We start from the raw sequence: 23,987 nt of genomic DNA on the forward strand, positions 1-23,987 counted from the left end.
TACAATCAATAGTTTAAAAAAGTTTTATGAATAGCTTTATATCATTTTTTATCAATTGATTATCCTATAGGTGATTTTTTATGAAGAAAAAATTTGCGCTGATTGGAGCTGCAGGCTACATAGCGCCACGTCACATGAAGGCGATTAAAGAGCTAGGCGGTACTTTAGTGGCAGCCTATGATAAGTCGGATTCAGTAGGCGTTATCGATAGTATTTCACCTGATTCTGAGTTTTTTACAGAGTTTGAGCGTTTTTCACACTATATATATCAGCTCCAAAGAGAAGAAAGTACTAGAGTAGATTATATTTCTATATGTTCTCCTAATTATTTGCATTTATCTCATATTACTCTTGCCTTGAGAATGGGTTGTGATGTTATATGCGAAAAACCTTTGGTATTGAGTGTAGATGACTTAAAAGAGATACAATTGGTAGAAAATGAGACTGGGAAACGTCTTTACAATATACTTCAGTTACGTTTACATAATGCTGTTATTTCTTTAAAGTCTAAAATTGATCAAGAGCTTTTGGAAAACCCTGAAAAAAGGTATGATTGCGAGATTCAATATATAACCTCTCGCGGGAAATGGTATCAAGAGAGTTGGAAAGGAGATGTAAATCAATCAGGGGGTATAGCGACAAATATTGGTGTACACTTCTTCGATCTTCTATATCATCTTTTTGGTGAACCTACTTATAATGAGAAAGATTTTCAAGGTTCTCATTCTTCAAAAGGTAAATTGAAGTTCAAGAATGCTGATGTTAATTGGTTTTTATCTGTAAATTCTGATGATTTACCTGAAGAAGTAAAAGGTGAACAACCTACTTTTCGTGCAATCAAGATTGGTGATGATTTAGTAGAATTTTCAAAAGGTTTTACTGATTTGCATACAATCAGTTATAAAGAAGTTCTAGAAGGTCGAGGTTTTGGTGCACAAGAAGCTGCTTGCTGCATTGAGATGACGGAATCAATTAGAAATCAGTAACTATTTATTAGATTATTTAAAGGTGTATTTTTTTTTATGAACAATACAATCCATCCGTCTGCCGTTATTCATGAGAACGTTATACTAGGAAATAATCTATATATTGGGCCCAACTGTACTATTGGTTTTCCAGCCGAATATAAAGAAGGGTTTGGTACGAAGCTAGATTATACAGTTGAGCTTAAAGATAATGTTGTTCTTACAGGTAATATTACTATAGATGCAGGTTCTCGCAGAAATACCGTTATTGGCGAAGGTTGCTTTATCATGAAAGCCGTATATATAGCTCATGATGTAATAGTTGGCAGAAACTCTATTCTATCAGCTCATACTTGTCTAGGTGGTCATGTAATGGTTGGCGAATTCGTGAATATAGGTATGGGTGCTATTGCCCATCCTCGTCAACGAATAGGTAGTTACGCGATGATCGGTATGGGAACTGTAATAACTAAGAAGGCTAAAATCTTACCAGGTGGTATTTATGCAGGAAATCCTTCCAAGAAGATAGGCATCAATCAAATAGGGTTAGAACGTAATAAAGTTGATAGTTTAACACTTAAACAGTTAATCGATAATTTCGAGAATAATGATGACAATTAATTTTATAGATTTAGAACGACAGCAACATAGGATAAAAAAAGAAGTAGATGAAGCGATCTCGCGCGTTCTGAAGTCCGGTCAATACATTATGGGTCAAGAATGTTTGGATTTAGAAAAGCAATTAGCTGAGTATACAGGTAGAAAGTATTGTATTAGCTGCGCAAATGGAACAGATGCGATTCGTATAGCACTAGTAGCGCTTGGTGTTGAAAAAGGGGATTTCGTACTTACTACTGACTTTACTTTCTTTGCAACTTCTGAGGTCATAGCAGAACTAGGTGCTGTACCTATCTTTGTCGATATTGATGAAACTTATAATATCTGCCCTTTAGATTTAGAAAAAAAGATACTAGAGCTGAAAAGTAATAACAAAAAATTGGCTGGTATTCTTAGTGTCGATCTCTTTGGACTTCCTGCTAATCATACTGAAATAGATAAATTAGCAGTAACTTATGGATTGTGGCATATTGAAGATGCTGCACAAGGCTTTGGGGGCAAACTAAATACTAGTAGAGCTTGTAGTTTTGGAAATATAAGTACCACTAGCTTTTTCCCTGCCAAACCCTTGGGTTGTTATGGCGATGGAGGTGCTATATTTACAGATAGCTTAGAAGTAGCAGAATACATCAGATCACTACGAGTACATGGTAAAGGATCGCATAAATACGAAAACGTTAATATCGGATATAATAGTAGACTTGATACCATCCAAGCTGCAATTCTACTCGAAAAACTAAAAATATTTGATAGTGAGGTTTTAAGGAAGAATGAAGTAGCAGCTATGTATACATCTACTTTGAAAAAAATATCTGAAATTAATGTGCCAGTAGTTCCAGAGGGTTATGGTAGTAGTTGGGCACAATATACTCTAAGGGTAGAAAGAAGAGAAGAGCTGATGTCTTATTTAAAAGCCCAAGGTATTCCAACCACCGTGTACTATCCTAAGACGATGAGTCAAACTAAAGCGTTAAATTTATTTTCTGAATACCAGATTGGAGAACTAAAAAATTCTGTAAAATTTGCTCAATCGGTATTAAGTCTTCCCATGCATGCTTACTTAACTGATAACGAAGTTAACTACATCTGTGAAAAGATATTAAAATTTTATAGTCGTTAAAAATCACACTCAGTTAAATTCTTTTGAGCTAAGGTTTATAACTATCTTCAAAATAATGTTGCTACACTTAGGTAGAAAAAATATTAAAATTTTTGAGTCTTTCTGATAGAAACTTTTATGTAAAAGCATAAAGGTCAATTAATAAGTAGAAACACAGCAGGCTATATTTACATGTTGATTGAAGAAATAAATTTTGATTCCATTATTCATCTTATTAAAGGTGAGCACACAGCACCAATTATTAGAGATTTTTCTGAGTACTTTTCCGATTTTAACCTAGAACGTGTTTTACTTGTTACTGACGAAAAAATAGAAACAGATGTACGAGTACTTAATCAGTTGGTAGCATTACGGGAAAAAACTGAAGACATAACTATTTTAAGAGTAATACCAAATAATCATTATACTTCTATTCAAAAAAATAATATCTTAAAAAGTCTTTATTTAGAATCTTTAAAGAAAATTCTATATTTTCCATGGTTTTTTATATTAGTTATGATGCATCATCCACGTTTAAATTTCAGAACTAAGGCGAAACAAGGAATTTATAACGATCATAGCTACTTTTTATCAGAGAAAATTGATACTTCAGGCTATACTTGCGTAATTTGTAATAACTTAATATCTGCAAGTATTGTAGATTCTCATGATCAAGTTGAATATATATATGACATTCATGAGCTTGAGGTTTTTAGAAATAGGAATAAACCATCAATACAAAGATCTTTTTATATATATCTTAATGAGATGCAAGAGTTAAATAATAAAAAGAATATAATTACTATTAGTAGCCATCTTGCTAAAACTTTGTCTAATATGTACTGTTATAAACCTTATAAAATAAACTGCATTTATAACCGAAACTTCAGTAGTCCAAAAGTTTTGTTTAACGAGAATTCTAATGTAGATAACTATTTATTGATATATGTAGGTAACGTATCATTGGACCGAGGTCTTGAAGACATAGTTAGACTTTCTTTCGAATATGATATATTAATTATCGCATGTAATTATAAAGAAGAAGCTATTAATTATTTAGAACAAAATAGTGACTTGAACCGTCTTAAAATATTTAAAGGAATGGACTATCAGGATATACTATCCGAAAGTATTCAACAATATCGATATCCCTTCTTTTTAATTCTAATAAATCCAAATCACCCTAGTTATAGATACGCATTACCTAATAAGTTTTTTCAATCTCAAGCTATTGGATGTCCTATTATTGCATACGAAAAAACCTATCTAGCAGATATAATTTTGGAGTTTAAATGTGGGCTAATTTTTTCTGATAAAACTGATGTAAATTTTTTGAATAATATTAGTGAAGAAATTTATGTTAGTATGAAAACATCTATGAAAATAGATATAGAAAAAGCTATAGTTTGTAAGAAATTATAGTCAGAAATATTCTTTACGATCATAATTATTGATTGTTTCTAAAAAAGAAATAATTATAAATGTAAAAAAATTAGATTATAGGCAAGAGCACTTTGTGATACTCTTACCTATAAAGTAATAATTTAATTACAAGCGCCAGTCTGGATTTACTAATGTGCCCTTGACGTCGATGACTACTTTAGGCCTAGTACAGAAGCTATCTATTTTTTTGTCTTCATCGATGAATTCTGAATGGTTAACAGCTACAATAACAGCGTCAAAACTATTTTGTTCAATAGCTTTATAGTCCACACACTCAACATTTAGATTATTCCAGTCTTCTTCAGTAACCCAAGGATCTGAATAAGTCATTTTTACGCCGTATTTTTCAAGCTCACTACCAATATCTGTAACTTTGGTATTTCTTACGTCAGGACAGTTTTCTTTAAAGGTAACTCCTAAAAGTAAAATACGAGCATCTTTAATGTTCTTTCCGTATGAGATAAGCTTCTTGATAGTCTGTTCAGCAACAAACTTACTCATAGAGTTGTTAATTGCACGGGAAGTCAAAATCAAATTAGGGTTGAGCCCCAAAGATGACGCTTTGTGAGCCAAATAATAAGGATCTACACCAATACAATGTCCACCTACTAAGCCAGGCATAAGCTTGATGAAGTTCCACTTAGTAGCGGCAGCCTCAATTACTTCATGGGTATCGATACCAACTTCGTTAAAAATAAGAGCCAGCTCGTTTATCAAAGCAATATTGACATCGCGCTGGGTGTTTTCGATCACCTTAGAAGCTTCAGCAACTTTTATTGAAGAAGCTTTAAATGTGCCAGCAGTGATAACTGAGCCATAAAGTTCATCTACCACATCTGTGTAGTAAGCGTTTGAACCTGACGTTACTTTTAAAATATTTTCCACAGTACGGAGTTTGTCACCTGGATTGATACGTTCTGGAGAGTAGCCTACACCAAAGTCTTTATTTAATTTCAAACCAGATTCCTCTAATTCTGGAATGCAAACTTCTTCTGTAGCACCTGGATATACCGTGGATTCATATATAACAATATCATCTTTTTTGAGAATATTACTTAGCATCTGTGAAGCTTTAACCAATGGTGATAAGTCAGGTAAGTTATTATCATCAATTGGTGTTGGTACCGTAATAATGAAAACATTCGCTGTGGCTAACTCACTAGTATCAGAAATAAAATTAAGGCGAGAGATATTCTGTAAATATTCACTAGTCACTTCGCGAGTTTTATCAATATTATTGGATAACTCATTGATACGGGTTGTATTTATATCGAAGCCTATAACATCATATTGTTTTGCAAACGCACAAGCTAGTGGTAGACCTACATAGCCTAACCCTATGATCGCGATCTTTTTGGAATTCATTGAATGGCCTTTTGACATGAACTAATGAGATATTAATATTAACTACGAAGTAGTAGCTGTAAAATTGTAAGCATAATAGCAGATATAAAATAACTGAGAAAGTGACGGTGTGTTTGATTTTATATGACTAGTACATAGGTGGGTGTAAAAAGGCCTTCCTAATACCGTAACTTCTTTACCTCTTAACAAAGCTTCAAACCCGCCCAGAGAAGTAATCGTGTAGACATGATCTACGGTCTCTAAAGCATCTACCAAATGAATAGATTGGGTAAGGACTAGACAATCCAATTCAGTAAGAGTGTCGATGATAGAAGGGTCATTGAGTGTCATTGGATGCGGTTTGACGATAATTTGATCGTTAGGATTTTCTGCTACTGCTTTATTAACCACATCTAGCAATGTAATATCAATGCCGCCACCATATTTCAATGAGTCATCATATGGTACTTGCCCTAATATTAAGATACGTTTCTTATTCTTAATACCATATATTGGTACGACATCGACATAAGGTTGATGATTATATTTGCTCACACGCTTTGACACATAATAATCAAGCATCTCCTGTGCTAATGTCTCATCATAGCCATCCTGTTCGAAGTCAAAATTAGCAATCAGATTGGTCAGATCGTTGGGACGAGTGGTATCAAAATAGGGCGCTTGACTGTCTATCATGATAGATAATGGAGGAGCGCTACTCTCATCATAAGGCCCTGAGCGAATAAAGCCATCTTCTAAAAAGAAGATATCCAGTTCTTGCTCACGTATATAATCAATGAAAAAATCAGGCGCTTTGTAACCCCAAATATATACAACAGGATTTACGCGTTTGATAAAAGGTTTGAGCCATTGTTGAAAATAGTTTTCATCAAAATGGCGCTGTATTTGTATGTGCGACAATTCTAATATCCAATTTCCAACGTTATCTTTCCATGGCAACATGCCGATAACCAAAGCCAAGCGCTGGTGCGGTTGCCAGTAGTGTCTGCAATAACCTGATAATAGAGGTAGAATATAAGAGTTGAAGTTCATAGTAGGCTTAATGAGCTAAGTTAGTAACAGACAACCGAAGACACATAAATGATATACCCAGAGAATACATCTAAGTTATACACTTGGGTTACTTAAAATTTATTGAGTTATAATTCTCTAATGATACTTTATAATCACCTTAACTTCACTTTTCTCTTTAACACAGCCCAAATAATATGAAAAAAATAACCCACGCTGTCATTCCCGTCGCAGGTTTTGGTACGCGCATGCTGCCCTTGTCTAAGTCTGTACCAAAAGAGCTACTACCTCTTGGTAATCGGCCCGCCATTCATTATGTTGTCGAAGAGGCGATTGCCGCTGGTATTAAGCACATTGTTTTGGTTGGTCACGCCCAAAAGAGCGCGATCGAAAACTATTTTGATATTAATGCTGAGCTAGACACTCAATTGCGTCATAAAGGCAAGAATGAGCTGGCAGATAGCTTAAACTGGTTACCAGCTGACGTGACGGTGTCAATGATACGTCAGGGGAAGGCATTGGGCTTAGGTCACGCCGTACTTGCTGCTCGTCCTATCATTGGTGAGCACGATTTTGCTGTATTATTGCCTGATGTGGTGCTGGATCCATTTATGACCGACGCTGCTACCGATAATTTGGCTTTTATGCTTGATGCGTTTGTTAAAGACAACCATTCACAAATCCTCGTAAATACAGTGGCCGATGAGGATGTCCATAAGTATGGTATTGCTCAATTGAATGAAGAGCAAAGTGATAATAGTAAAGTAGATGATACGAACGTGAATACTAGCTTTGGGGTTGCAGGTTTTGTAGAAAAACCCAGTTTGGCAGAAGCACCTTCAAAACTTGCCGTCGTAGGTCGCTATGTATTTAGCAATAGAATCTTTGATTATTTGGCTAATACGACTGCCTCAGTGGGTGGCGAGATACAGCTAACCGATGCCATCGATGCACTGATTAGTGAGTATGGAGTTAATGTAACCACCATGCGTGGCGATAGTTATGATGCAGGCGACATGCACTCTTACATGCAAGCATTTATCTATTTTGCCGAGCAGCAATTAGCAGATGATGAATAGCTGATGGCAGAGATTAGCAAGGATAGAGCGTATAGTAGTGCTCGACATTCTACCTACTGGCAACAACTGCAAATGTTGGCCACGCAAGAATGGTCGTTGTCTACGTTATTTGCGCAAGATGCTGACCGTGCCGCACACTTTAGTACGCGAGCTGATGCACTGTACATGGATTACAGCAAGCAGTGTCTCGATGAGGAAGTGCTGGTAAACCTTTTAAAACTGGCAAAAAGTTGCGAGTTATCCGCTCGAATTGAAGCACTCATGCAAGGTGCTATGGTCAATACCAGTGAGCAACGTGCAGCTTTACATACAGCGCTGCGTTTACCGTCTACATCAACCTTAAAGACGGGTGAACAGGATGTAGTCGCCGATGTGCATCATAGTCTGGCACAAGTTGCAAAACTATCAGAGCGAGTCCGTCAAGGGACATGGCGTGGGTTTTCAGGAAAGGCCATTACCGATGTAGTCAATATTGGCGTCGGCGGCTCTGATTTGGGTCCACTGATGGCGACAACAGCACTAGATGAGTGGGCAGATACAGAGGTTGAAGTACACTTCGTTTCTAACATGGATGGCACTCAGCTTGACAACTTACTAAAACATTTGAATCCTGAAACGACCTTATTTATTATCTCGTCCAAGTCCTTTAGTACAGTTGATACTTTATCAAATGCCAAAACGGCATTATCTTGGTTACTTGCTACTGCCAAATTGCGCGCTGGTACTGAAGACAGTGTGTTGCGCCGACATTTTATTGGTATTTCCGCCAATAGTGAGAAAATGAATGCATGGGGCATCCATCCCGAGCATCAACTACAGCTTTGGGAATGGGTTGGTGGCCGCTTTTCTTTATGGTCAGCGATTGGATTGGCGATTGCCATTCGTATTGGTATGTCTCAATTTCAGGCGCTATTAAGCGGCGCTCATAGTATGGATGAGCATTTTGCGCAGGCAGATTTTGCCGAAAACTTGCCAGTACTGTTGGGTTTGTTGGCAGTTTGGAATAGTACTTTTTTACGAGTGAATGCGCATACGGTATTGCCTTACGATGGTCGTTTAATCTATTTGCCAAGTTACTTAACCCAGCTTGAGATGGAGAGTAATGGTAAATCGGTGACCCAGCACGGCGACCGTATTGATTATAATACGTGTCCAATTTTATGGGGCGAGATTGGTTCGAATGCCCAGCATGCGTTTTATCAGTTGCTTCATCAAGGCACGCAGCAGGTCTCTTGTGACTTTATCGCCTGTGTGCGTCGTTATAGTACCGAGGTAAAAAATGCCTCATTACAGCAGCAGCACGACTTGTCTTTGGCCAATTGTTTGGCACAAAGCCGAGTCCTAGCCTTTGGTAATACAGCCGTTGCAAATATCGCGAATACTAAAGCGGATGTTGAGGCGGACAAATACAAGTATTATCGAGGCAATCAGCCTTCAACCACATTATTGATTGATGAGCTGACCCCGCATAGCTTGGGAGCTTTGATTGCCCTTTATGAGCACAAAGTTTATGTCATGGCCAGTATTTGGGACATCAATCCATTTGATCAGTGGGGGGTTGAGATGGGCAAGCAAATGGCAGAATCTGTACATGCTGCTATGGAGCAGGGCACAGGAGGTCAGTTCGACTCCTCGACTGACCAATTACTACAGCACATTAGACAGCTATCTCAATAACTGCCAATATCTCAACCATGCTATAGGGTATCCTTATGAGCGCTGACGTAAGTCATAATCACCATTATCAGTACGCACCCAGTCTATCGAATGAATCTGACGTTTGTGTGCTTGTCGGCCATAGTATTGAAGCCATCACCAGTGCGGTCGTGCTTGCCAGTTTAGGCCAGCGCGTTCACTTATATGCAGATTTGGATATATTGTCACAGCAATTACATCAATATGGCTTTGAGCATCATTTGCACGCGCTGTGGCAGATGTATGAGCAGCAGCAAATGATTGTTAGCCAAGCGTTACCAAGTAGTGCTGATACGCTCATACAAGGCTATGAAAAAACAAACTGTGCTGATAGTGATAATATCGACAACGACAATCCTAATACTCACCCCCCAACAGCCGCACTATACTGGTTATTTTTAAACAGTATGAGAACGAGCTGGACAGAAGATCACTGGATTACCGCCTTTAATCACAGCAATCGCCAAGCATTGCCTTTGATCATGAGTGGCATTGAGCAATTGGGAGATGTATCAGCGCTTGCTCAACGTTTACAGCGGGCTTGGGTGTATTACGTACCCTTTGTCTTTTTAAAAGATGGGGACGCCTACAACTCGATGTTAAACCCGTCATTATGGTTGCTTGGTGAAAAGACGGTAAACAGTAGCAATCATTTACAGGCACTAAAGCCTTTGATGCAGCAGGCACGCGCCACGCATCATGCTGATATCGCAACGATAGAGTTTGCACGTAGTAGCATCATGGCAATGCTTGCGACAAGGGTGAGCTTTATGAATGAGATGTCACGCTTGGCAGACAGCCAACAGGTCGATATCAAACAGGTGAGTCATATCATGGGGCTAGATGAGCGGGTGGGCAGTAGTTATCTGCAAGCTGGCTGGGGGTTTGGTGGTAATACGTTACCAGCAGAGCTATCTAAGCTACAGCAGTCGAGTCAGGCGCACAGTTTGGAGATGCCATTATTAGAGTCTATTATTCATATCAATGAAGATCAAAAAGAGCTGATATTTCGCAAGTTTTGGCAGTATTTTGATGGATTTATTGATAATAGAACCGTGATGATTTGGGGCGGGAGTTACAAGTCTGGCTCAGGACGTACGGCAGGTTCAGCCATTCACCCGTTATTAGACTTATTATGGTCTTATAATATTCGAACTCTTATTTATAGCGACAAAGCCCAACCTGAATTGGTCTCACTTTATAATCAGCAACCCCTATTTAAATTGATTGCCAGTCCTTATCATCAGATGAATGAAGCTCAGGCAATTTTTATCATTAGCTGGTCACCCCGAGACGAGCTTGATATTGTCAAAATCAATCAGCAAGCAATGCCTGTATTTGATGCACAAAATGCCCTGACACGCACCCAAATTCAGCAGTTAGTGGGCGACTATAGAGGTATTGGTCGCTCCAACTAACCGTTTTATTTGAATGTTGTTTTCATTAAAAAAGGCTCGCTAATATATATTAGTGAGCCTTTTTTTATCTTCAAATATACATGGTCTTTTAATAACCTTAAGCTGGTACGGCACCTTGCAGTGCCAACCATTGCTGGATTTCTTGAATCTTGGTGGCCAATAACGCCGCATCACCACGACTTTCGATATTCAATCGAATGAGTGGTTCGGTATTGGACGCTCGTAAGTTAAAACGCCATTCGCCAAAGTTAAGGCTTAAACCATCGAGGGTAGATTTGGTTGGTTGTTGAGTGCTAAATTTTTCTTCAATCGCCTGAATAATGGTTGGCGCATCGAGGGTGGTCAGGTGAAAGTTTTGTTCACCTGAGCTTGGATACTCCTGTATGTAGCCTGTGACCAATTCGGACAAAGTCTTACTCGTGATGGACAATAGCTCAATGGTCAACAGCCATAGAATCATGCCACTATCGCAATAGAAAAAATCGCGAAAATAATGATGCGCCGACATCTCGCCGCCATAGACAGCGCCAGAGTCACGCATGACTTGCTTGATAAAGGAGTGACCAGACTTACTGATCACGGCTTTGCCATTATGCTGTTCTATTACCGCTTCAGTGTTATATATTACGCGCGGGTCGTAGACAATGGCTTCGTTTGGATATTTGTTTAAAAATGCTTGCGCCAGCATACCCACTACGTAGCTGCCATCAATAAACTTGCCATGTTCATCAAATAAGAAGCAGCGATCAAAATCACCATCAAAGGCAATACCAAGATCGGCTTTGTTCGTTAGCACCGCTTGCTGAGTTGCGACTCTATTGGCTTCAATCATTGGATTGGGGATGCCATTTGGAAAACTACCATCAGGCTCATGGTGGAGTTTAATGACTTCGATTGGCGCACCAGCTTGGATCAATTTATCAATCAATAAATCCACAACAGGGCCGGCACTGCCATTGCCTGAATTGATCACCAGTTTGAGGGGTTTGAGTTTATCGGTATCGATAAAAGTCATCACATGGTTGATATAAGCGCTTTTATCGGTTAATAATTGCAATTTACCTGGTGAGATGTTGGTGGCAAACTCTCCTGATTCGGCCAATGCTTGAATCTCTGCCAAACCATCATCCGCGCTGATGGGTTTTGACTGATCTTTCACCAATTTTAAGCCATTGTAATTAATCGGGTTGTGACTGGCAGTCACTTCAATACCACCTAGCGCCTGATAATGGCTGGTAGCAAAATATACTTCTTCTGTCCCTGTCATACCTAAGTCGATGACATCAGCGCCAGCATCTAGCATACCTTTGATAACTGCTTGTTTGAGTTGTTCACTTGAATGGCGGATGTCACTACCGATGACAATAGCAGGCTGTAGTGTTGCCATATCGCTACTTTGACTGTCAGAGACTGTGTGATAGCGCTGATATAAAATTTGTGCAAAGGCACGGCCGATACGATAAGCAATGTCTTCATCAAGAGTAACACCAAGCTCGCCACGAATATCATAAGCCTTAAATGAATTGATCGTTATAGGATTGAATTCAGTTGCTGGTTGATAGCTGGTGGTCGCAGAAGTGGACATAGTAATAAAATTCCTTGCGCGTGAGTAGTGATAGAATGAAGAAGTAAGAGACACAATTATAAGTCAATCAGTGTTCAATGATACACTAACATTGGCGCATGTCCTCACTCTAATCGAGAGTTATCTGACAAGATTAAAAATAAGGACATGCCCTAATAATCCGAAAAAACGTTAAGCATATAAGAGCCTCCTTTATGACGACTTTAAACAATAAAATCGTAGCGCCAACACCAGTACAAGGTACGCCTGCCGGCAGTGGGCAGCTTGAAGATCTTTTGGCGCTCATGGCAAGACTGCGGGCCGACTGTCCGTGGGACAAAAAGCAAACCAATCACAGTTTAATTCCTTATGCGATTGAAGAAGCGTATGAGTTGGGCGAGGCCGTACAAAGTGAGGACGATGAAGACATCAAAGGTGAGCTTGGGGATGTGCTATTACAAGTGGTATTTCATTGCCAGATGTATGCAGAGCAAGGTCGCTTCGATATGAGTGATGTCATTACCACCTTACAAGAAAAGCTGGTTCGACGCCATCCCCATGTTTTTGAAGCCGAAACGCTCAAAGATGATGCAGCCGTCAAAGAGCGCTGGGATGAGATTAAGGCTGAGGAAAATCAGGCACGCGAGGCGCGAGGTAAACCACCGCGCCGTTTAGATGCTATCAAAGCAGGCAGTGCCTTGATGCAAGCTCAAGATGTACAAAAACAAGCATCAAAACTTGGCTTTGATTGGGACGGTATCAGTGGAGCCTTTGACAAGTTGGAAGAAGAGATTGATGAGCTAAAGGCTGAGCTGACGAACAAATCCAAAGCGGAGATTAAGGCCAATATTAGGGACATAGAAAAAGAGCTTGGCGATTGTATGTTTGCGCTAGTCAATGTCACGCGTAAGCTCAATCTGGATGCAGAGACGGCAACGCTCACTTGTGTGCATAAATTTAAATCGCGCTTCGGTTATATCGAAGAGCAGTTGGCAGCGGTTGGCAAACGCTTCGAGGAAAGCGATATCACAGAGATGGATGCACTATGGGATGCGGCCAAACGCCATGAACGTTTATAGCAAAAACGTGTTTATAAGTTGGATAGTCCATGCTGGTGGCTGTTTATTATTGGCGCTACTTGCGCTTAATAATGCCAGTGCAGCTCCGTGTTTTGACAATCCACAGCGCGCTTATGAGTATTTATTGGCACAAGAAAAATCAGCCATACAAGCCCGTGATCAAAAAATAATTGATATCAATCGTGCCAGTGAAGGTGAGCTTACGTCTCTTCATGGCATTGGCAGCAGCAAGGCACAAGCCATCATTTTGTACCGTGACATGTTTGGTGATTTCAAAACCGTAGATGAATTGGCAAAGGTCAAAGGGATTGGTGCAAAAACCATTGAGAAAAACCGAGCGCGTTTGAGAGTATAGAAAACAGTGCCATATTTTGGATTAATTAACCTTAATATTGACAAAATAGCACGTAAGTAAGTGTCATAACACACCTACCACTCACAAAATTTGTTAAACTAGTGGGTACATCCGCCTGATAAACGCTTCGTTTGTCAAGGGTGGTTAAAGAATACCGGCGAGGAGTAGATGCATGGCCGAGCGTGCCGCCAAGCAGTTAGAACTGAATAAATCTGAATTACCCAATTCCATTACTGAAGTGATTGCGACATTGACCCGCGCTGGGTTTGATGCCTATATCGTCGGTGGTGGTGTGCGCGATACCTTATTAGGCCTGCGTCCAAAAGACTTTGACGCTGTGACTGATGCCAAGCCGCATGAAATCAAAGATGTATTTGGTAAGCGTTGCCGCATTATTGGTCGCCGTTTCCAATTGGCTCATGTGTACTCAGGACGAGAGTTAATTGAAGTGGCAACTTTCCGTGGTCCACCAACAAGTGACGCCAATACCAATCGAGATGGTATGATCCTGCGTGACAATGTGTGGGGCGACATCAAGCAAGATTTTTCTCGCCGTGATTTTTCTATTAATGCCCTTTATTATCAGCCGCTCAAAGGCATCGTCCACGATTTTTGCGGTGCACTTGAAGACATTGATAATAGGATTATTCGCCTATTGGGTGATGCGCCCGTTCGCATTGAAGAAGATCCAGTACGATTGTTGCGTGCCTTACGTTTTAAGGCAAAACTGGGCTTCGAATTTGACGACGCGTTGGCTGCGCAATTTCATGATGGCAATTGGACCTTACTTGAGCAAATATCACCGCACCGTCTTTACGATGAGACGCAAAAAATGTTTACAGGTGGCTACTTGGTGCCCTTGCTGCCGTTGTTGTTTGAGTCAGGAGCAATTGATAGCTTAATTATCTATCCACCCTCTGAGCCAAGTGCGCTGGTCAAACAAGTGGCGATTAATACCGACAAACGTATCGCCGCGGGCAAAAGCATCAATCCAGCGTTTTTCTATGCGGCGCTTTTGTGGGAAAACTATTTGCATCAATTAGCGAAAGCCAAGAAGCGCAACATGCCCTTTGCTGAAGCACAGATGCATGCCGCTGGCAAAGTGATTGACCGTCAACGCATCAAAACGGCTATTCCTAAATTTGCTGAGCAGTTCATTCGTGATATCTGGATATTGCAGCCAAAGCTTGCCGCGCCGCGTAGCAAACAAATCGTGCAGCTCTCTGAACATCCACGTTTCCGCGCAGGTTTTGACTTCTTATTGTTGCGTGAGCAATGCGGTGATGCAGAGCATCCATTATCGGAATCAACCAATGAGATGGGTGAGTGGTGGCAGACCTATCAGACCTTATCTGAGAGAGAGCAACAGCAAGCTATTGACGCATTTGACGAAAATATCCGTCGCGGAGCTTACAAGCAAGGTCAAGGTCAGCGTGGTCGCGGACGCAATCGCCAAAAACCAGAGTCAAATAGCGTTGATACCTTTGCTACCAACCAACAAAATACCAAGCATAGTAAAGCCACTGGCAACACTAGAACAGATGTGAATGAGCAAACTATGGTAAACGATCCAGCAAATATTCCATCACGCCGACGACGTGCGACTAGTCAATCTTCATCGGCTAAGCAATCTGGTGGTCATCATGATAAAGGTTATGATACGCAGCAAGCAAAACAAGACAGCAGTGAGCTTGCGCAATTACAGCAATTGTCTCTTGCCAATAGCAGCACAGCCAAACGCCATCATGCTAGCCCGAAGCCGCTGTTCGTCATAGAGCACGAAAAAGTAGTACCGCCATTGAAGAGACAGCTGGCAAGTGATAAAAAGGTTAACCCTGTTACCGCAGTAACGGTGGAGAAAAAATCTGTTGCTAACAGAGCGCCAACTGAGAAAGCACCGCAACCAAAAACCGAGTACGCTGAAGTTAAGGATACATCTGCTAAAACCGCTGCCAAGGTCACTCGTTCGGTCGCAACGTCTCCTGCATTGGTCAGTATGAATAACGAGCCGATACCTTACAAGCGTCGCCGTCGTCAGCCTAGCGTAGAGGTCTCTCAAACTGTAAATAATGTAGAGACGCAAGACGCTGCTCATAACGAACCAACGACTGCAAAATATGCAAAAAAAGCTCCAAAACCAGCGATTCAGTCTAGCGACAAGCCAGCAACTAAAGCTAAGAAGTCTCGAAAATCAGCAGAGGCAACATCCACGCAAAAAACGTCTACTAAAATTAGCCAGCCAGTTGACAGTCAATCTGTAGCCGATGCACTACCTGAACATAAAGGTCCTGTACCGGCAAAGCGTCGCCGTCGTCAGCCAAGTGCGGATAAAGTCTAGCGTTGGTAGTGTTGAGGTTTATAGCGATATAGTCAATTGACTTTAACAACGGTGCGATACGATTGGTATAAGTTTTTTGCATCCTCTGTATTAGCAGCACGCAAGGAAAAGTTATGCCAGTTGTACGTAGCCACTAATGTACAGATGTTATGTTGAACTGGCTATATTAACCTGAGACTTTAGAACACAGTGATCATCATGAATAACGTCGAAGCCAGTAACAAATCTCATCATCCACAACGCGCTGCCGTTATAGAGGGCAGTCAAGAGGAGATCATGTGGGTCACTTGTTATATTGGTTTGGGAAGTAATTTAGCTAATGACTTGGGCTCGCCAGTAGAGCACTTGCAGCAAGCACTTGTTAGCATGCAAGACCATAAGAATATACGTGACGTTAGTGTGTCTTCTTTCTATGCGTCTGCGCCTATGGGACCACAAGATCAGCCAGATTTTGTCAATGCCGTTGCCAGCTTTCAGACGACATTGACGCCATTTGAGTTACTGATGTTTTGTCAGCAGTTAGAGCAACAAGCGAAGCGGGCGCGCCTACGACACTGGGGTGAGCGCAGTTTAGATGTCGATATTCTACTGTATGGTGACATACAAATGACAGATCCTCAGCTGACCATACCGCATGCAGGCTTGCCCGAGCGCAATTTTGTATTGATACCGCTGAAAGAGCTGGCGCCAGATCTGAAAATTTCGGGAATCCCGATACAGGAGTATTCACAAAGTGCGGACTGGACAGGTTTAACACGTTTATCCAATAGTTAGGAACGGTGGCAGTTTTATCAAACATTAAAAATAGTTAGAGATGTTTATTCAAAAATTCATGACATCAGTGGTTGATTGATAATTAAAAATATTGAGGATCATATGACAACGCTATCCACTTTAAACAAGTTTAAAAAAGAGGGTATCAAGTTTACTTGCTTGACATGCTATGACTCGATGTTTGCCAGAATGATGGATAAAGTGCAAATTGATACCATTTTGATTGGTGATAGCTTGGGTATGGTGGTACAAGGTCACGACTCTACGTTGCCTGTGACGGTTGATGATATGGCTTATCATACCGCCAATATTGCTCGTAGTAATAAGCACGCCCTGATATTGGCTGATCTACCATTTATGAGTTATGTGACGTTGCCAGAGGCAGTGGCCAATAGTCGCCAACTGATGCAAGCAGGCGCCCATGTTATCAAGATCGAGGGTGGTAGTGAGCTTTGTGATCTCATCACAACCTTGGCGCAAGCTGGGACACCCACTTGTGTACACTTGGGCTTGACACCGCAATCAGTCAACGTCTTTGGTGGCTACAAAATTCAAGGACGTGGTGACGCCGCGGCTGATAAAGTACTGGCTGACGCCAAGGCTGTGGTTGCTGCAGGGGCGGCGCTGCTTGTCTTAGAGTGTGTGCCAGCGGCACTTGCCAAAACCATAACAGAAGCTGTTGACGTGCCAGTGATTGGCATTGGGGCTGGTGCAGACACTGATGGGCAAGTCTTGGTGATGCACGACATGCTAGGTATGGCGCATGGTCGTGTGCCGCGCTTTGTACATGATTTTTTGACCGATGAGCGCAATAGTGCACGCAGTATCGAAGGCGCATTTGCCCTTTACCAGCAGTCAGTACGAGAAGGGCTTTTTCCAACCGAACAGCACCAATTTAGCTAATTTGTCCAAAATTTGGAAGAGAAGACGACTAAACCATGCCCATTATTCATCATCACATATCAGCATTGCGTACCGCCCTACAGCCTTATCGTGACCAAAAAAATATCGAACAAAGTAACTTACAGCGTATTGCTTTGGTACCGACGATGGGCAATTTGCATGAAGGCCATCTTGAATTAGTCAGAATTGCGAAACAACATGCTGATATTGTGGTCGTCAGTATCTTTGTCAACCCTACACAGTTTGGGGCAGGGGAAGATTTTGATAGCTATCCTCGTACGTTAGATGAAGATGTTGCCAAGCTCGCTACGGTCGATGCAGATTTTGTTTTTGCTCCTAGCATTGATGAGATGTATCCAGTCTTGCCACCGCCCACTTCGGTTCGTGCAGGGGCGATTACTGCTCAGCTATGTGGTCAGTCGCGTCTTGGACATTTCGACGGTGTTGGTATTGTTGTCTCTAAGTTATTTAACATTGTACAACCTGATATTGCTGTTTTTGGACAAAAAGATTATCAACAATTGGCCATCATCAAGCAATTGGTACGTGACTTAAGCTATCCTATCGATATTATAGGGGCGCCTATCGTCCGTGCTAATGATGGATTGGCATTGTCTTCACGCAATCAATATCTTAGCGCAAGCGAGCGACAGATCGCACCCGTATTGCATCAAGAATTACAACATTTGGCACATCAGTTAACCAGTAGTAAGCTGAGTCAGCAAGAAGCGGATTCATTATTGGCGCAAACACAGACGCGTATTAATGAGGCTGGTTTCACGGTTGATTATCTAGAAATCAAAACCGATGAATTGAACGATATCACAGAGTCTGCAGCTTTTAATACAGAAAACAAAAATTTAATCATTCTGGTCGCCGCTTGGCTGGGACGTGCACGCTTATTGGACAACCAATTAGTAGCGGTTAATCGACCGTTATGACAGAGCAACCTGCAAATGCAATGGACTAGGGTAGATAGATCATGGATTTAAGTCAGGATAAAAGTAACGATCATTCTGAGCAGGCAGCGCGTAAAGTCGCTACTGACAAGCTCAGTATTTTGGTCATATCAGGTCTGTCAGGGTCAGGTAAAACCTCAGTATTGAATATACTAGAAGATTTAGGCTATTACTCTATTGATAACTTACCTTTATCTTTGCTTGCGAATGCCACTCATAAATTGATCAATGAAAGCGGTATTCGTCGCATTGCACTGGGTGTCGATATTCGAACGCCTCGTGCGGATTTGTCCAACTTTGCAGAGATGCACGAATCCTTAAAGGCTGAATATGGTGATCATGCCGTCAAGGTGGTATATGTCACGGCTCAAGAGAGCACATTGGTAGCACGTTTCAATGCAACTCGCCGTGTCCATCCATTAATGTCTCAAGACGTTAATGACGAGCATGCTAAGCACGTCGCTTTTAATCTACCAGCCGCGATTAAAAGAGAAATTGAGCTACTAGAACCAATAGCAGATCATGCAGATATAAGAATTGATACAAGTGATCTCAATATTCATCAGCTGAAAGATCTTTTACGTGAATACATCGGCATGGACAATCAAATTGTCGTCAATTTACTGTCTTTTGGCTTTAAATATGGCAGTCCTATTGATGCAGACTTTGTATTTGATGTAAGGATTTTGCCAAATCCTCATTGGAATCCGGAGCTACGCATGGCAACAGGTCTTGATGCTGAAGTTGCCACCTTTTTTGCTGATTGTCCAGAAGTGGCTGAAATGACCAGTGACATCGCTGTATTTTTAACCCGCTGGTTGCCAGAGTTTTTACACAACAACCGCCACACGGTGACAGTGGCCATTGGCTGTACTGGCGGTAAGCATCGCTCCGTATTTATTACGGATAATTTGCAACGTCGCCTTGCTGCTACTATGCCAGAAGGCATCAAAGTACTGGCGAAGCACCGCGAAAAGCATCGTTGGTAGCTACTATTTTATTAAAGATTATTAATTTTTTTATTCATTATTTTGGAAAGTGTTTATGATTGACTGGTCAGAACAGGATATGCGTGTCTCGCGCACAGAACTCAAAAAAGCTCATGAGCGCTTGCAAGAGTTGTCGATACCGCTTGCTAACCTATCAAAAAAGCAGCTAAAAACCCTGCCAGCCAGTGATTATTTTATGGCAGAGTTGATGGCTTTGGCTGATATCACTAGCGCCAATGCTCGTAATCGCCAGACCAAGCGCGTCGGTAAACTTATTAGTGAAGAAAATCGCCATGAATTGGTCAAAGCCTTGTTTAATGCTGTGTTCCCTAAAGAACAAATCTCAAAGATAGAAAGCTGGGCTGATCGCTTGAATATCAATGATGAAGGGACGCTAAAACAATTTGTTAAACAGTACAAGGCTTCTGAGCACAACAGCATGTATCAACTGCTGCTATGGATTGAGTATGCCAAACACACACAAGATGACGAGCTGATGGCTGAGTCTAAAGAAGATTTGGCCAGTTACATTCGTGAAGTGGCTATCTTGTCGCAGTTGAAAAAATAAAGATAAAACAGAATGGTTATAACATTGGGTAATCTGATTTAATGATCATTTTGATGCAAAGTCATACAGTCTTAAGAAAAAAAGCCAATCTTTGAAGGATTGGCTTTTTTATGGGTGGCTTTCTTGTAGAGTGATAGGTCAGCTAGCAGTTACTCATACATGACCTATCAGCAAGAAGCACTACATTATTTTTTTTCAGCGCGAACTTTGTCTACCAAGAACTCGACCACTTTAGGAACAGTCGCATTTTCGCCAGTCACAACGTATTTACCTTGTACGACGACAGCAGGTACACCAGAAAGCTGATAGCGTTTAGCACCAGCTTGTGAACGACCAATCTTTGTACCAACCGCAAATGAGTTATAAAGACTGTTGAATTTCTTTTCATCAACCCCTTTTGAACCATACCATTTGCTTAAAGACGCCTGATCGAATAGCTTTTTGCCATCTTTATGAATCGCATTGAATAGTGCACTATGGGTTTTGTTTTCAAATCCTAAAAGCTGTGCGGCATAAAAACCACGAGCGTTGGCTTCCCATACTGGGTTAAGCGCTGCTGGAGTCTTGAGAAATACCACGTCTTTATCTTTGGTCTTCGCCCATTTTTCCATATGCGGGTCAAGCACATTACAATGCGGGCAACCATACCAGAAAAATTCACGAACAATGATAGCATCACCGCTGATTTTTTCTGGATTGTCTATCACGCGATAGTCTTTTCCAGCAACGTAGTTGGCAGCTTGTGCGCCCATAGTAGCAAATCCAACGGCCATAGCCAGACCAGTCAGTGTAATGACACGTTTCATACTTTATCCTTGAGGTGTGGAAACTTAGGTTTGTGTGAATATCGGTTTGTTTGAATATCGACAGATAGATGGCTTTAAGTACATAAACGATATAGCGTCAAGTATAATCTAGCCATAGTAGCGTATCGACTATGATAACGTAAAACGCGTGTGCTTGTGAATCCGAATCTTAACTAACAGTTGTAAAGCTGTCAGTTATTATTTAAGGTACATTTCTTACAAACGTTTGCATTGGTTAAAACTGCTCACAATCAGTGACGATGTACTTACGACAAAGTCGGCTGTCTCATGCTAATATTGAGCGCATAATCGTACGCTTTAGACAACAATAACGATAACGACAATACAGGAAAACCGTTATGGGTTCAGCTATTCCTTCTTCAAATGAGCACGCAGACAGCAATCTCAATGACACAGCGACTAGTACTATCAATGTAGATCCTAGTGAAGTAGAAAAATTCAATAAATTGGCCAGTGAATGGTGGAGCAACACGGGTGCTTTTGCCACCTTACATGAGATCAATCCGCTACGTTTGAACTGGATAGAAGAAAACGTTAAGCGTGGTTATCAAAGCAAAGATCTCAATAAAAGCAATGAAGCGCCTCACGCCCTGAATAAAACGGCTGAGACAGGGCTTAGTGGTAAAAAAGTGCTGGATGTCGGTTGTGGCGGTGGTATATTGTCAGAATCGATGGCGCGTCGCGGTGCTGATGTTACAGGAATTGATTTGGGTACCGAAAATCTAAAAGCGGCAGCACTGCATGCCGAGCAAAGCGGTTTAGAAAATACCTTACGCTACCAGCATATTCCAGTAGAAGACTTAGCAAAAACGCATGCAGGTCAGTTTGATGTGGTGACTTGTATGGAGATGCTGGAGCATGTGCCTAATCCAAGCTCGATTGTGCAGGCGTGTTTTGAATTGCTGGCGCCAGGCGGTGTGTGCGTACTATCAACAATCAATCGCAATCCTAAATCTTATTTATTTGCCATCGTTGGCGCAGAGTATGTATTACGCTTGCTTGATCGCGGTACGCATGACTATGCCAAATTCATCACCCCTGCTGAGCTTGATAAAATGGCAATCAATACCGGTTTTACGCGCCAAGACATCATTGGTTTGCATTACAATCCATTGACCAAACGCTACTGGCTGGCACAAAACGTCGATGTCAATTATATGATTGCCGTACAAAAACCCGTTGCTTAAACTGTGCTTAATGGTTTTGTGACCTCCTATTTTACTCAACATGTTATCCGTATTAAGAGCCTTAATTATGACTGAATTTGTAAAAGCGGTTTTGTTTGATCTTGATGGGACGCTAATCGATACCGCTGCTGATTTTGTCCGTATCATTGGCAAAATGAGTCTCGAAAACGATTTGCAAGCGCCACCTGAAGCAGAAATCCGTGAGCAAGTTTCGGCAGGTGCGTCAGCAATGGTAAAGCTGATGCTAAGGTACAATGATCAACTTGAAGTGAGCGAAGACGCTTTACTGACTTTTCGTCAACAGTTTTTAGATGACTACGAAGCAGATATATGCGTAGATAGTTGCGTGTTTGCTGAGTTAGAAGAGGTCTTGACCACGCTTGAAAAACAAAGCGTGCCATGGGGTATTGTGACCAATAAGCCGCGCTATTTGGCAGAGCTGTTATTGCAAAAGATGGCGTTAGATGAGCGCTGTGCTGTGTTGATCTGCCCTGATGATGTGTCTCGCTCAAAACCTGATCCAGAGCCCATGTATATGGCATTAGAGAAGCTCAGTATTCCTCGCGGTGCTGCTGGCTGTGTACTTTATGTGGGCGATCACATACGTGATATCGAAGCTGGTAAGGCTGCGGGTATGCCGACAATTTTAGCAGCCTATGGTTATATTCCTCCTGAAGATCAAAAAAGCCTAAAAACGTGGGGCGCTGATTATATTGTCGATACACCTAAACAGTTGAATGAGCTGTTACTGTCTTCTGGTCGTTTTGAGTATATATAAATAGCTTTTTATGTAAGGCGTTATTTAGCGTCAATGTTAGGCCAGTATTCCCAATTCTTAAACGATAAGTAGTGAGCCATACCATGAGCACAAAAATTGATCAATCAGTGGAGACGCAAGCCACTCAAAGCCGTACCGAGCCTTTGACTCATGACGCTATCCGTAACTTTTTGCCACCTGATAACTGTTTAGATGGAAAGACTATTCTGGTGACAGGTGCGGGCGATGGTATTGGTCGTGTGGCTGCATTAACTTATGCCCGTTATGGCGCGACCGTTTTGCTACTCGGTCGTACCAGCAGTAAACTTGAATACGTTTATGATGAAATTGAGAGCTTCGGTGGTAAGCAGCCAGCCATGCTCCCGATGAACTTAGAAGGCGCAACCTATGCCGAGATGCAGCAACTAGAAGGACTGATCAATAAAGAAGTTGGTCAGCTGGATGGTATTTTGCATAATGCTGGTATGCTGGGGCAACTGACACCTCTTGAGATGTATGACGTTGATATGTTTGCCGAAGTGATGAAGGTTAACTTTACGGCAACCTTTATGCTCACCCAAGCTTTGCTACCGCTGTTAAAAGACGCCGATCATGGTTCTATCGTCTTTACGTCCAGCACGGTTGGTACGCATCCGCGTGCATTCTGGGGTGCTTATGCGCTCTCAAAACAGGCGGTAGAGGGTATGAGCGATATTTTTACCCAAGAGACGCAAAACACCACCAATCTCAGATTCAATTGTGTCAATCCTGGTGGTACGCGCACCAATATGCGTGCTCATGCTTATCCAGGAGAAAATCCCATGAGCTTAAAAACACCTGAGGACATTATGCCAGGGTATGTCTGTCTGATGAGTGATGACAGTATTGGGGTGCGCGGACAAGTGATTGAGTTACAACCAAAAGACTAGCTTTATATTTTATATAGTTTTAGGTTGCAATCAGTTGGCAGATACCCCATCTATTTGTTATTAAA

22 protein-coding genes are annotated in these 23,987 nt (G+C 41.4%); 18 read left to right on the forward strand and 4 right to left on the reverse strand.

The window, feature by feature from the left end; all coding sequences use genetic code 11:
- The first annotated feature begins 80 nt into the window (after positions 1 to 80).
- The 4 genes from A3K91_RS00680 to A3K91_RS00695 all read left to right on the forward strand — a co-directional run bounded on the left by A3K91_RS00680 (position 81) and on the right by A3K91_RS00695 (position 4,104).
- Positions 81 to 986, forward strand: a complete 906-nt coding sequence (locus A3K91_RS00680; RefSeq protein WP_062843565.1) for a Gfo/Idh/MocA family oxidoreductase — start codon at positions 81 to 83, stop codon at positions 984 to 986.
- A gap of 36 nt (positions 987 to 1,022) precedes the next feature.
- A complete protein-coding gene (locus A3K91_RS00685; RefSeq protein ID WP_062843566.1) occupies positions 1,023 to 1,586 on the forward strand; it encodes an LbetaH domain-containing protein in 564 nt (187 codons plus the stop codon).
- Positions 1,573 to 2,703, forward strand: coding sequence for a DegT/DnrJ/EryC1/StrS family aminotransferase (locus A3K91_RS00690; RefSeq protein ID WP_208855352.1), 1,131 nt, complete (start codon positions 1,573 to 1,575; stop codon positions 2,701 to 2,703). The genes A3K91_RS00685 and A3K91_RS00690 overlap by 14 nt, the downstream gene beginning before the upstream one ends.
- 171 nt (positions 2,704 to 2,874) lie before the next feature.
- The gene (locus A3K91_RS00695; RefSeq protein WP_062843567.1) at positions 2,875 to 4,104 is read left to right on the forward strand and encodes a glycosyltransferase family protein; all 1,230 of its coding nucleotides are present in this window, start codon (positions 2,875 to 2,877) and stop codon (positions 4,102 to 4,104) included.
- Between the two features lie 126 nt (positions 4,105 to 4,230).
- Here A3K91_RS00695 and A3K91_RS00700 read toward each other — a convergent pair whose 3' ends face one another.
- Complete coding sequence (locus A3K91_RS00700; RefSeq protein ID WP_062843568.1) at positions 4,231 to 5,490, reverse strand: nucleotide sugar dehydrogenase; 1,260 nt, start codon at positions 5,488 to 5,490, stop codon at positions 4,231 to 4,233.
- Positions 5,491 to 5,532: 42 nt separating this feature from the next.
- Positions 5,533 to 6,522: a capsular polysaccharide export protein, LipB/KpsS family gene (locus tag A3K91_RS00705; protein ID WP_062843569.1), complete on the reverse strand. Its 990-nt coding sequence runs from the start codon at positions 6,520 to 6,522 to the stop codon at positions 5,533 to 5,535.
- A 176-nt stretch (positions 6,523 to 6,698) separates the two neighbouring features.
- Here A3K91_RS00705 and A3K91_RS00710 point away from each other — a divergent pair, with 176 nt between their 5' ends.
- Genes A3K91_RS00710 through A3K91_RS00720 form a run of 3 tightly spaced genes read left to right on the forward strand, consistent with a single transcriptional unit; the run spans position 6,699 to position 10,693 of the window.
- Positions 6,699 to 7,580 carry a UTP--glucose-1-phosphate uridylyltransferase gene (locus A3K91_RS00710; protein ID WP_062843570.1) on the forward strand — a complete coding sequence of 294 codons (882 nt, stop codon included), beginning with the start codon at positions 6,699 to 6,701 and terminating at the stop codon, positions 7,578 to 7,580.
- Positions 7,581 to 7,583: 3 nt separating this feature from the next.
- On the forward strand, positions 7,584 to 9,257 hold the full coding sequence (pgi, locus tag A3K91_RS00715; RefSeq protein ID WP_062843571.1) for a glucose-6-phosphate isomerase: 1,674 nt from the start codon (positions 7,584 to 7,586) through the stop codon (positions 9,255 to 9,257).
- Between the two features lie 35 nt (positions 9,258 to 9,292).
- Positions 9,293 to 10,693: a UDP-glucose/GDP-mannose dehydrogenase family protein gene (locus A3K91_RS00720; protein ID WP_062843572.1), complete on the forward strand. Its 1,401-nt coding sequence runs from the start codon at positions 9,293 to 9,295 to the stop codon at positions 10,691 to 10,693.
- A 97-nt stretch (positions 10,694 to 10,790) separates the two neighbouring features.
- On the opposite strand, the gene A3K91_RS00725 is transcribed toward A3K91_RS00720, so the two are convergent.
- Positions 10,791 to 12,278 (reverse strand): phosphohexomutase domain-containing protein, encoded by a 1,488-nt coding sequence (locus A3K91_RS00725; RefSeq protein ID WP_062843573.1) that lies wholly within the window; start codon positions 12,276 to 12,278, stop codon positions 10,791 to 10,793.
- Between the two features lie 194 nt (positions 12,279 to 12,472).
- On the opposite strand from A3K91_RS00725, the gene mazG reads away from it, so the two are divergent.
- The 8 genes from mazG (at position 12,473) to yjgA (ending at position 20,222) form a co-directional block, all read left to right on the forward strand.
- The gene (gene mazG / locus A3K91_RS00730; protein ID WP_062843574.1) at positions 12,473 to 13,336 is read left to right on the forward strand and encodes a nucleoside triphosphate pyrophosphohydrolase; all 864 of its coding nucleotides are present in this window, start codon (positions 12,473 to 12,475) and stop codon (positions 13,334 to 13,336) included.
- Positions 13,323 to 13,691, forward strand: a complete 369-nt coding sequence (locus A3K91_RS00735) for a ComEA family DNA-binding protein (protein WP_062843575.1) — start codon at positions 13,323 to 13,325, stop codon at positions 13,689 to 13,691. The genes mazG and A3K91_RS00735 overlap by 14 nt, the downstream gene beginning before the upstream one ends.
- Before the next feature lie 172 nt (positions 13,692 to 13,863).
- Entirely contained in the window at positions 13,864 to 16,029 is a 2,166-nt protein-coding gene (gene pcnB, locus A3K91_RS00740; RefSeq protein ID WP_062843576.1) for a polynucleotide adenylyltransferase PcnB, read from the forward strand.
- A 276-nt stretch (positions 16,030 to 16,305) separates the two neighbouring features.
- A complete protein-coding gene (folK, locus tag A3K91_RS00745; protein WP_062845786.1) occupies positions 16,306 to 16,803 on the forward strand; it encodes a 2-amino-4-hydroxy-6-hydroxymethyldihydropteridine diphosphokinase in 498 nt (165 codons plus the stop codon).
- Positions 16,804 to 16,905: 102 nt separating this feature from the next.
- Positions 16,906 to 17,706, forward strand: coding sequence for a 3-methyl-2-oxobutanoate hydroxymethyltransferase (gene panB, locus A3K91_RS00750; RefSeq protein WP_062843577.1), 801 nt, complete (start codon positions 16,906 to 16,908; stop codon positions 17,704 to 17,706).
- Between the two features lie 35 nt (positions 17,707 to 17,741).
- The gene (panC, locus tag A3K91_RS00755) at positions 17,742 to 18,647 is read left to right on the forward strand and encodes a pantoate--beta-alanine ligase (RefSeq protein WP_062843578.1); all 906 of its coding nucleotides are present in this window, start codon (positions 17,742 to 17,744) and stop codon (positions 18,645 to 18,647) included.
- A 41-nt stretch (positions 18,648 to 18,688) separates the two neighbouring features.
- Positions 18,689 to 19,654 (forward strand): RNase adapter RapZ, encoded by a 966-nt coding sequence (rapZ, locus tag A3K91_RS00760; RefSeq protein WP_084387209.1) that lies wholly within the window; start codon positions 18,689 to 18,691, stop codon positions 19,652 to 19,654.
- A gap of 55 nt (positions 19,655 to 19,709) precedes the next feature.
- Complete coding sequence (gene yjgA, locus A3K91_RS00765) at positions 19,710 to 20,222, forward strand: ribosome biogenesis factor YjgA (protein ID WP_062843579.1); 513 nt, start codon at positions 19,710 to 19,712, stop codon at positions 20,220 to 20,222.
- A 185-nt stretch (positions 20,223 to 20,407) separates the two neighbouring features.
- On the opposite strand, the gene A3K91_RS00770 is transcribed toward yjgA, so the two are convergent.
- Positions 20,408 to 21,028, reverse strand: a complete 621-nt coding sequence (locus A3K91_RS00770; protein ID WP_062843580.1) for a thiol:disulfide interchange protein DsbA/DsbL — start codon at positions 21,026 to 21,028, stop codon at positions 20,408 to 20,410.
- Positions 21,029 to 21,387: 359 nt separating this feature from the next.
- Here A3K91_RS00770 and ubiG point away from each other — a divergent pair, with 359 nt between their 5' ends.
- The 3 genes from ubiG to A3K91_RS00785 all read left to right on the forward strand — a co-directional run bounded on the left by ubiG (position 21,388) and on the right by A3K91_RS00785 (position 23,922).
- Complete coding sequence (ubiG, locus tag A3K91_RS00775) at positions 21,388 to 22,236, forward strand: bifunctional 2-polyprenyl-6-hydroxyphenol methylase/3-demethylubiquinol 3-O-methyltransferase UbiG (RefSeq protein ID WP_062843581.1); 849 nt, start codon at positions 21,388 to 21,390, stop codon at positions 22,234 to 22,236.
- A 67-nt stretch (positions 22,237 to 22,303) separates the two neighbouring features.
- Positions 22,304 to 23,014, forward strand: coding sequence for an HAD family hydrolase (locus A3K91_RS00780; protein ID WP_062843582.1), 711 nt, complete (start codon positions 22,304 to 22,306; stop codon positions 23,012 to 23,014).
- Positions 23,015 to 23,097: 83 nt separating this feature from the next.
- Positions 23,098 to 23,922: a YciK family oxidoreductase gene (locus A3K91_RS00785; protein WP_062843583.1), complete on the forward strand. Its 825-nt coding sequence runs from the start codon at positions 23,098 to 23,100 to the stop codon at positions 23,920 to 23,922.
- Positions 23,923 to 23,987: the final 65 nt, after the last annotated feature.

Origin of the sequence: Psychrobacter alimentarius, from assembly GCF_001606025.1 — a bacterium.
Classification (GTDB): Bacteria; Pseudomonadota; Gammaproteobacteria; order Pseudomonadales; family Moraxellaceae; genus Psychrobacter; species Psychrobacter alimentarius.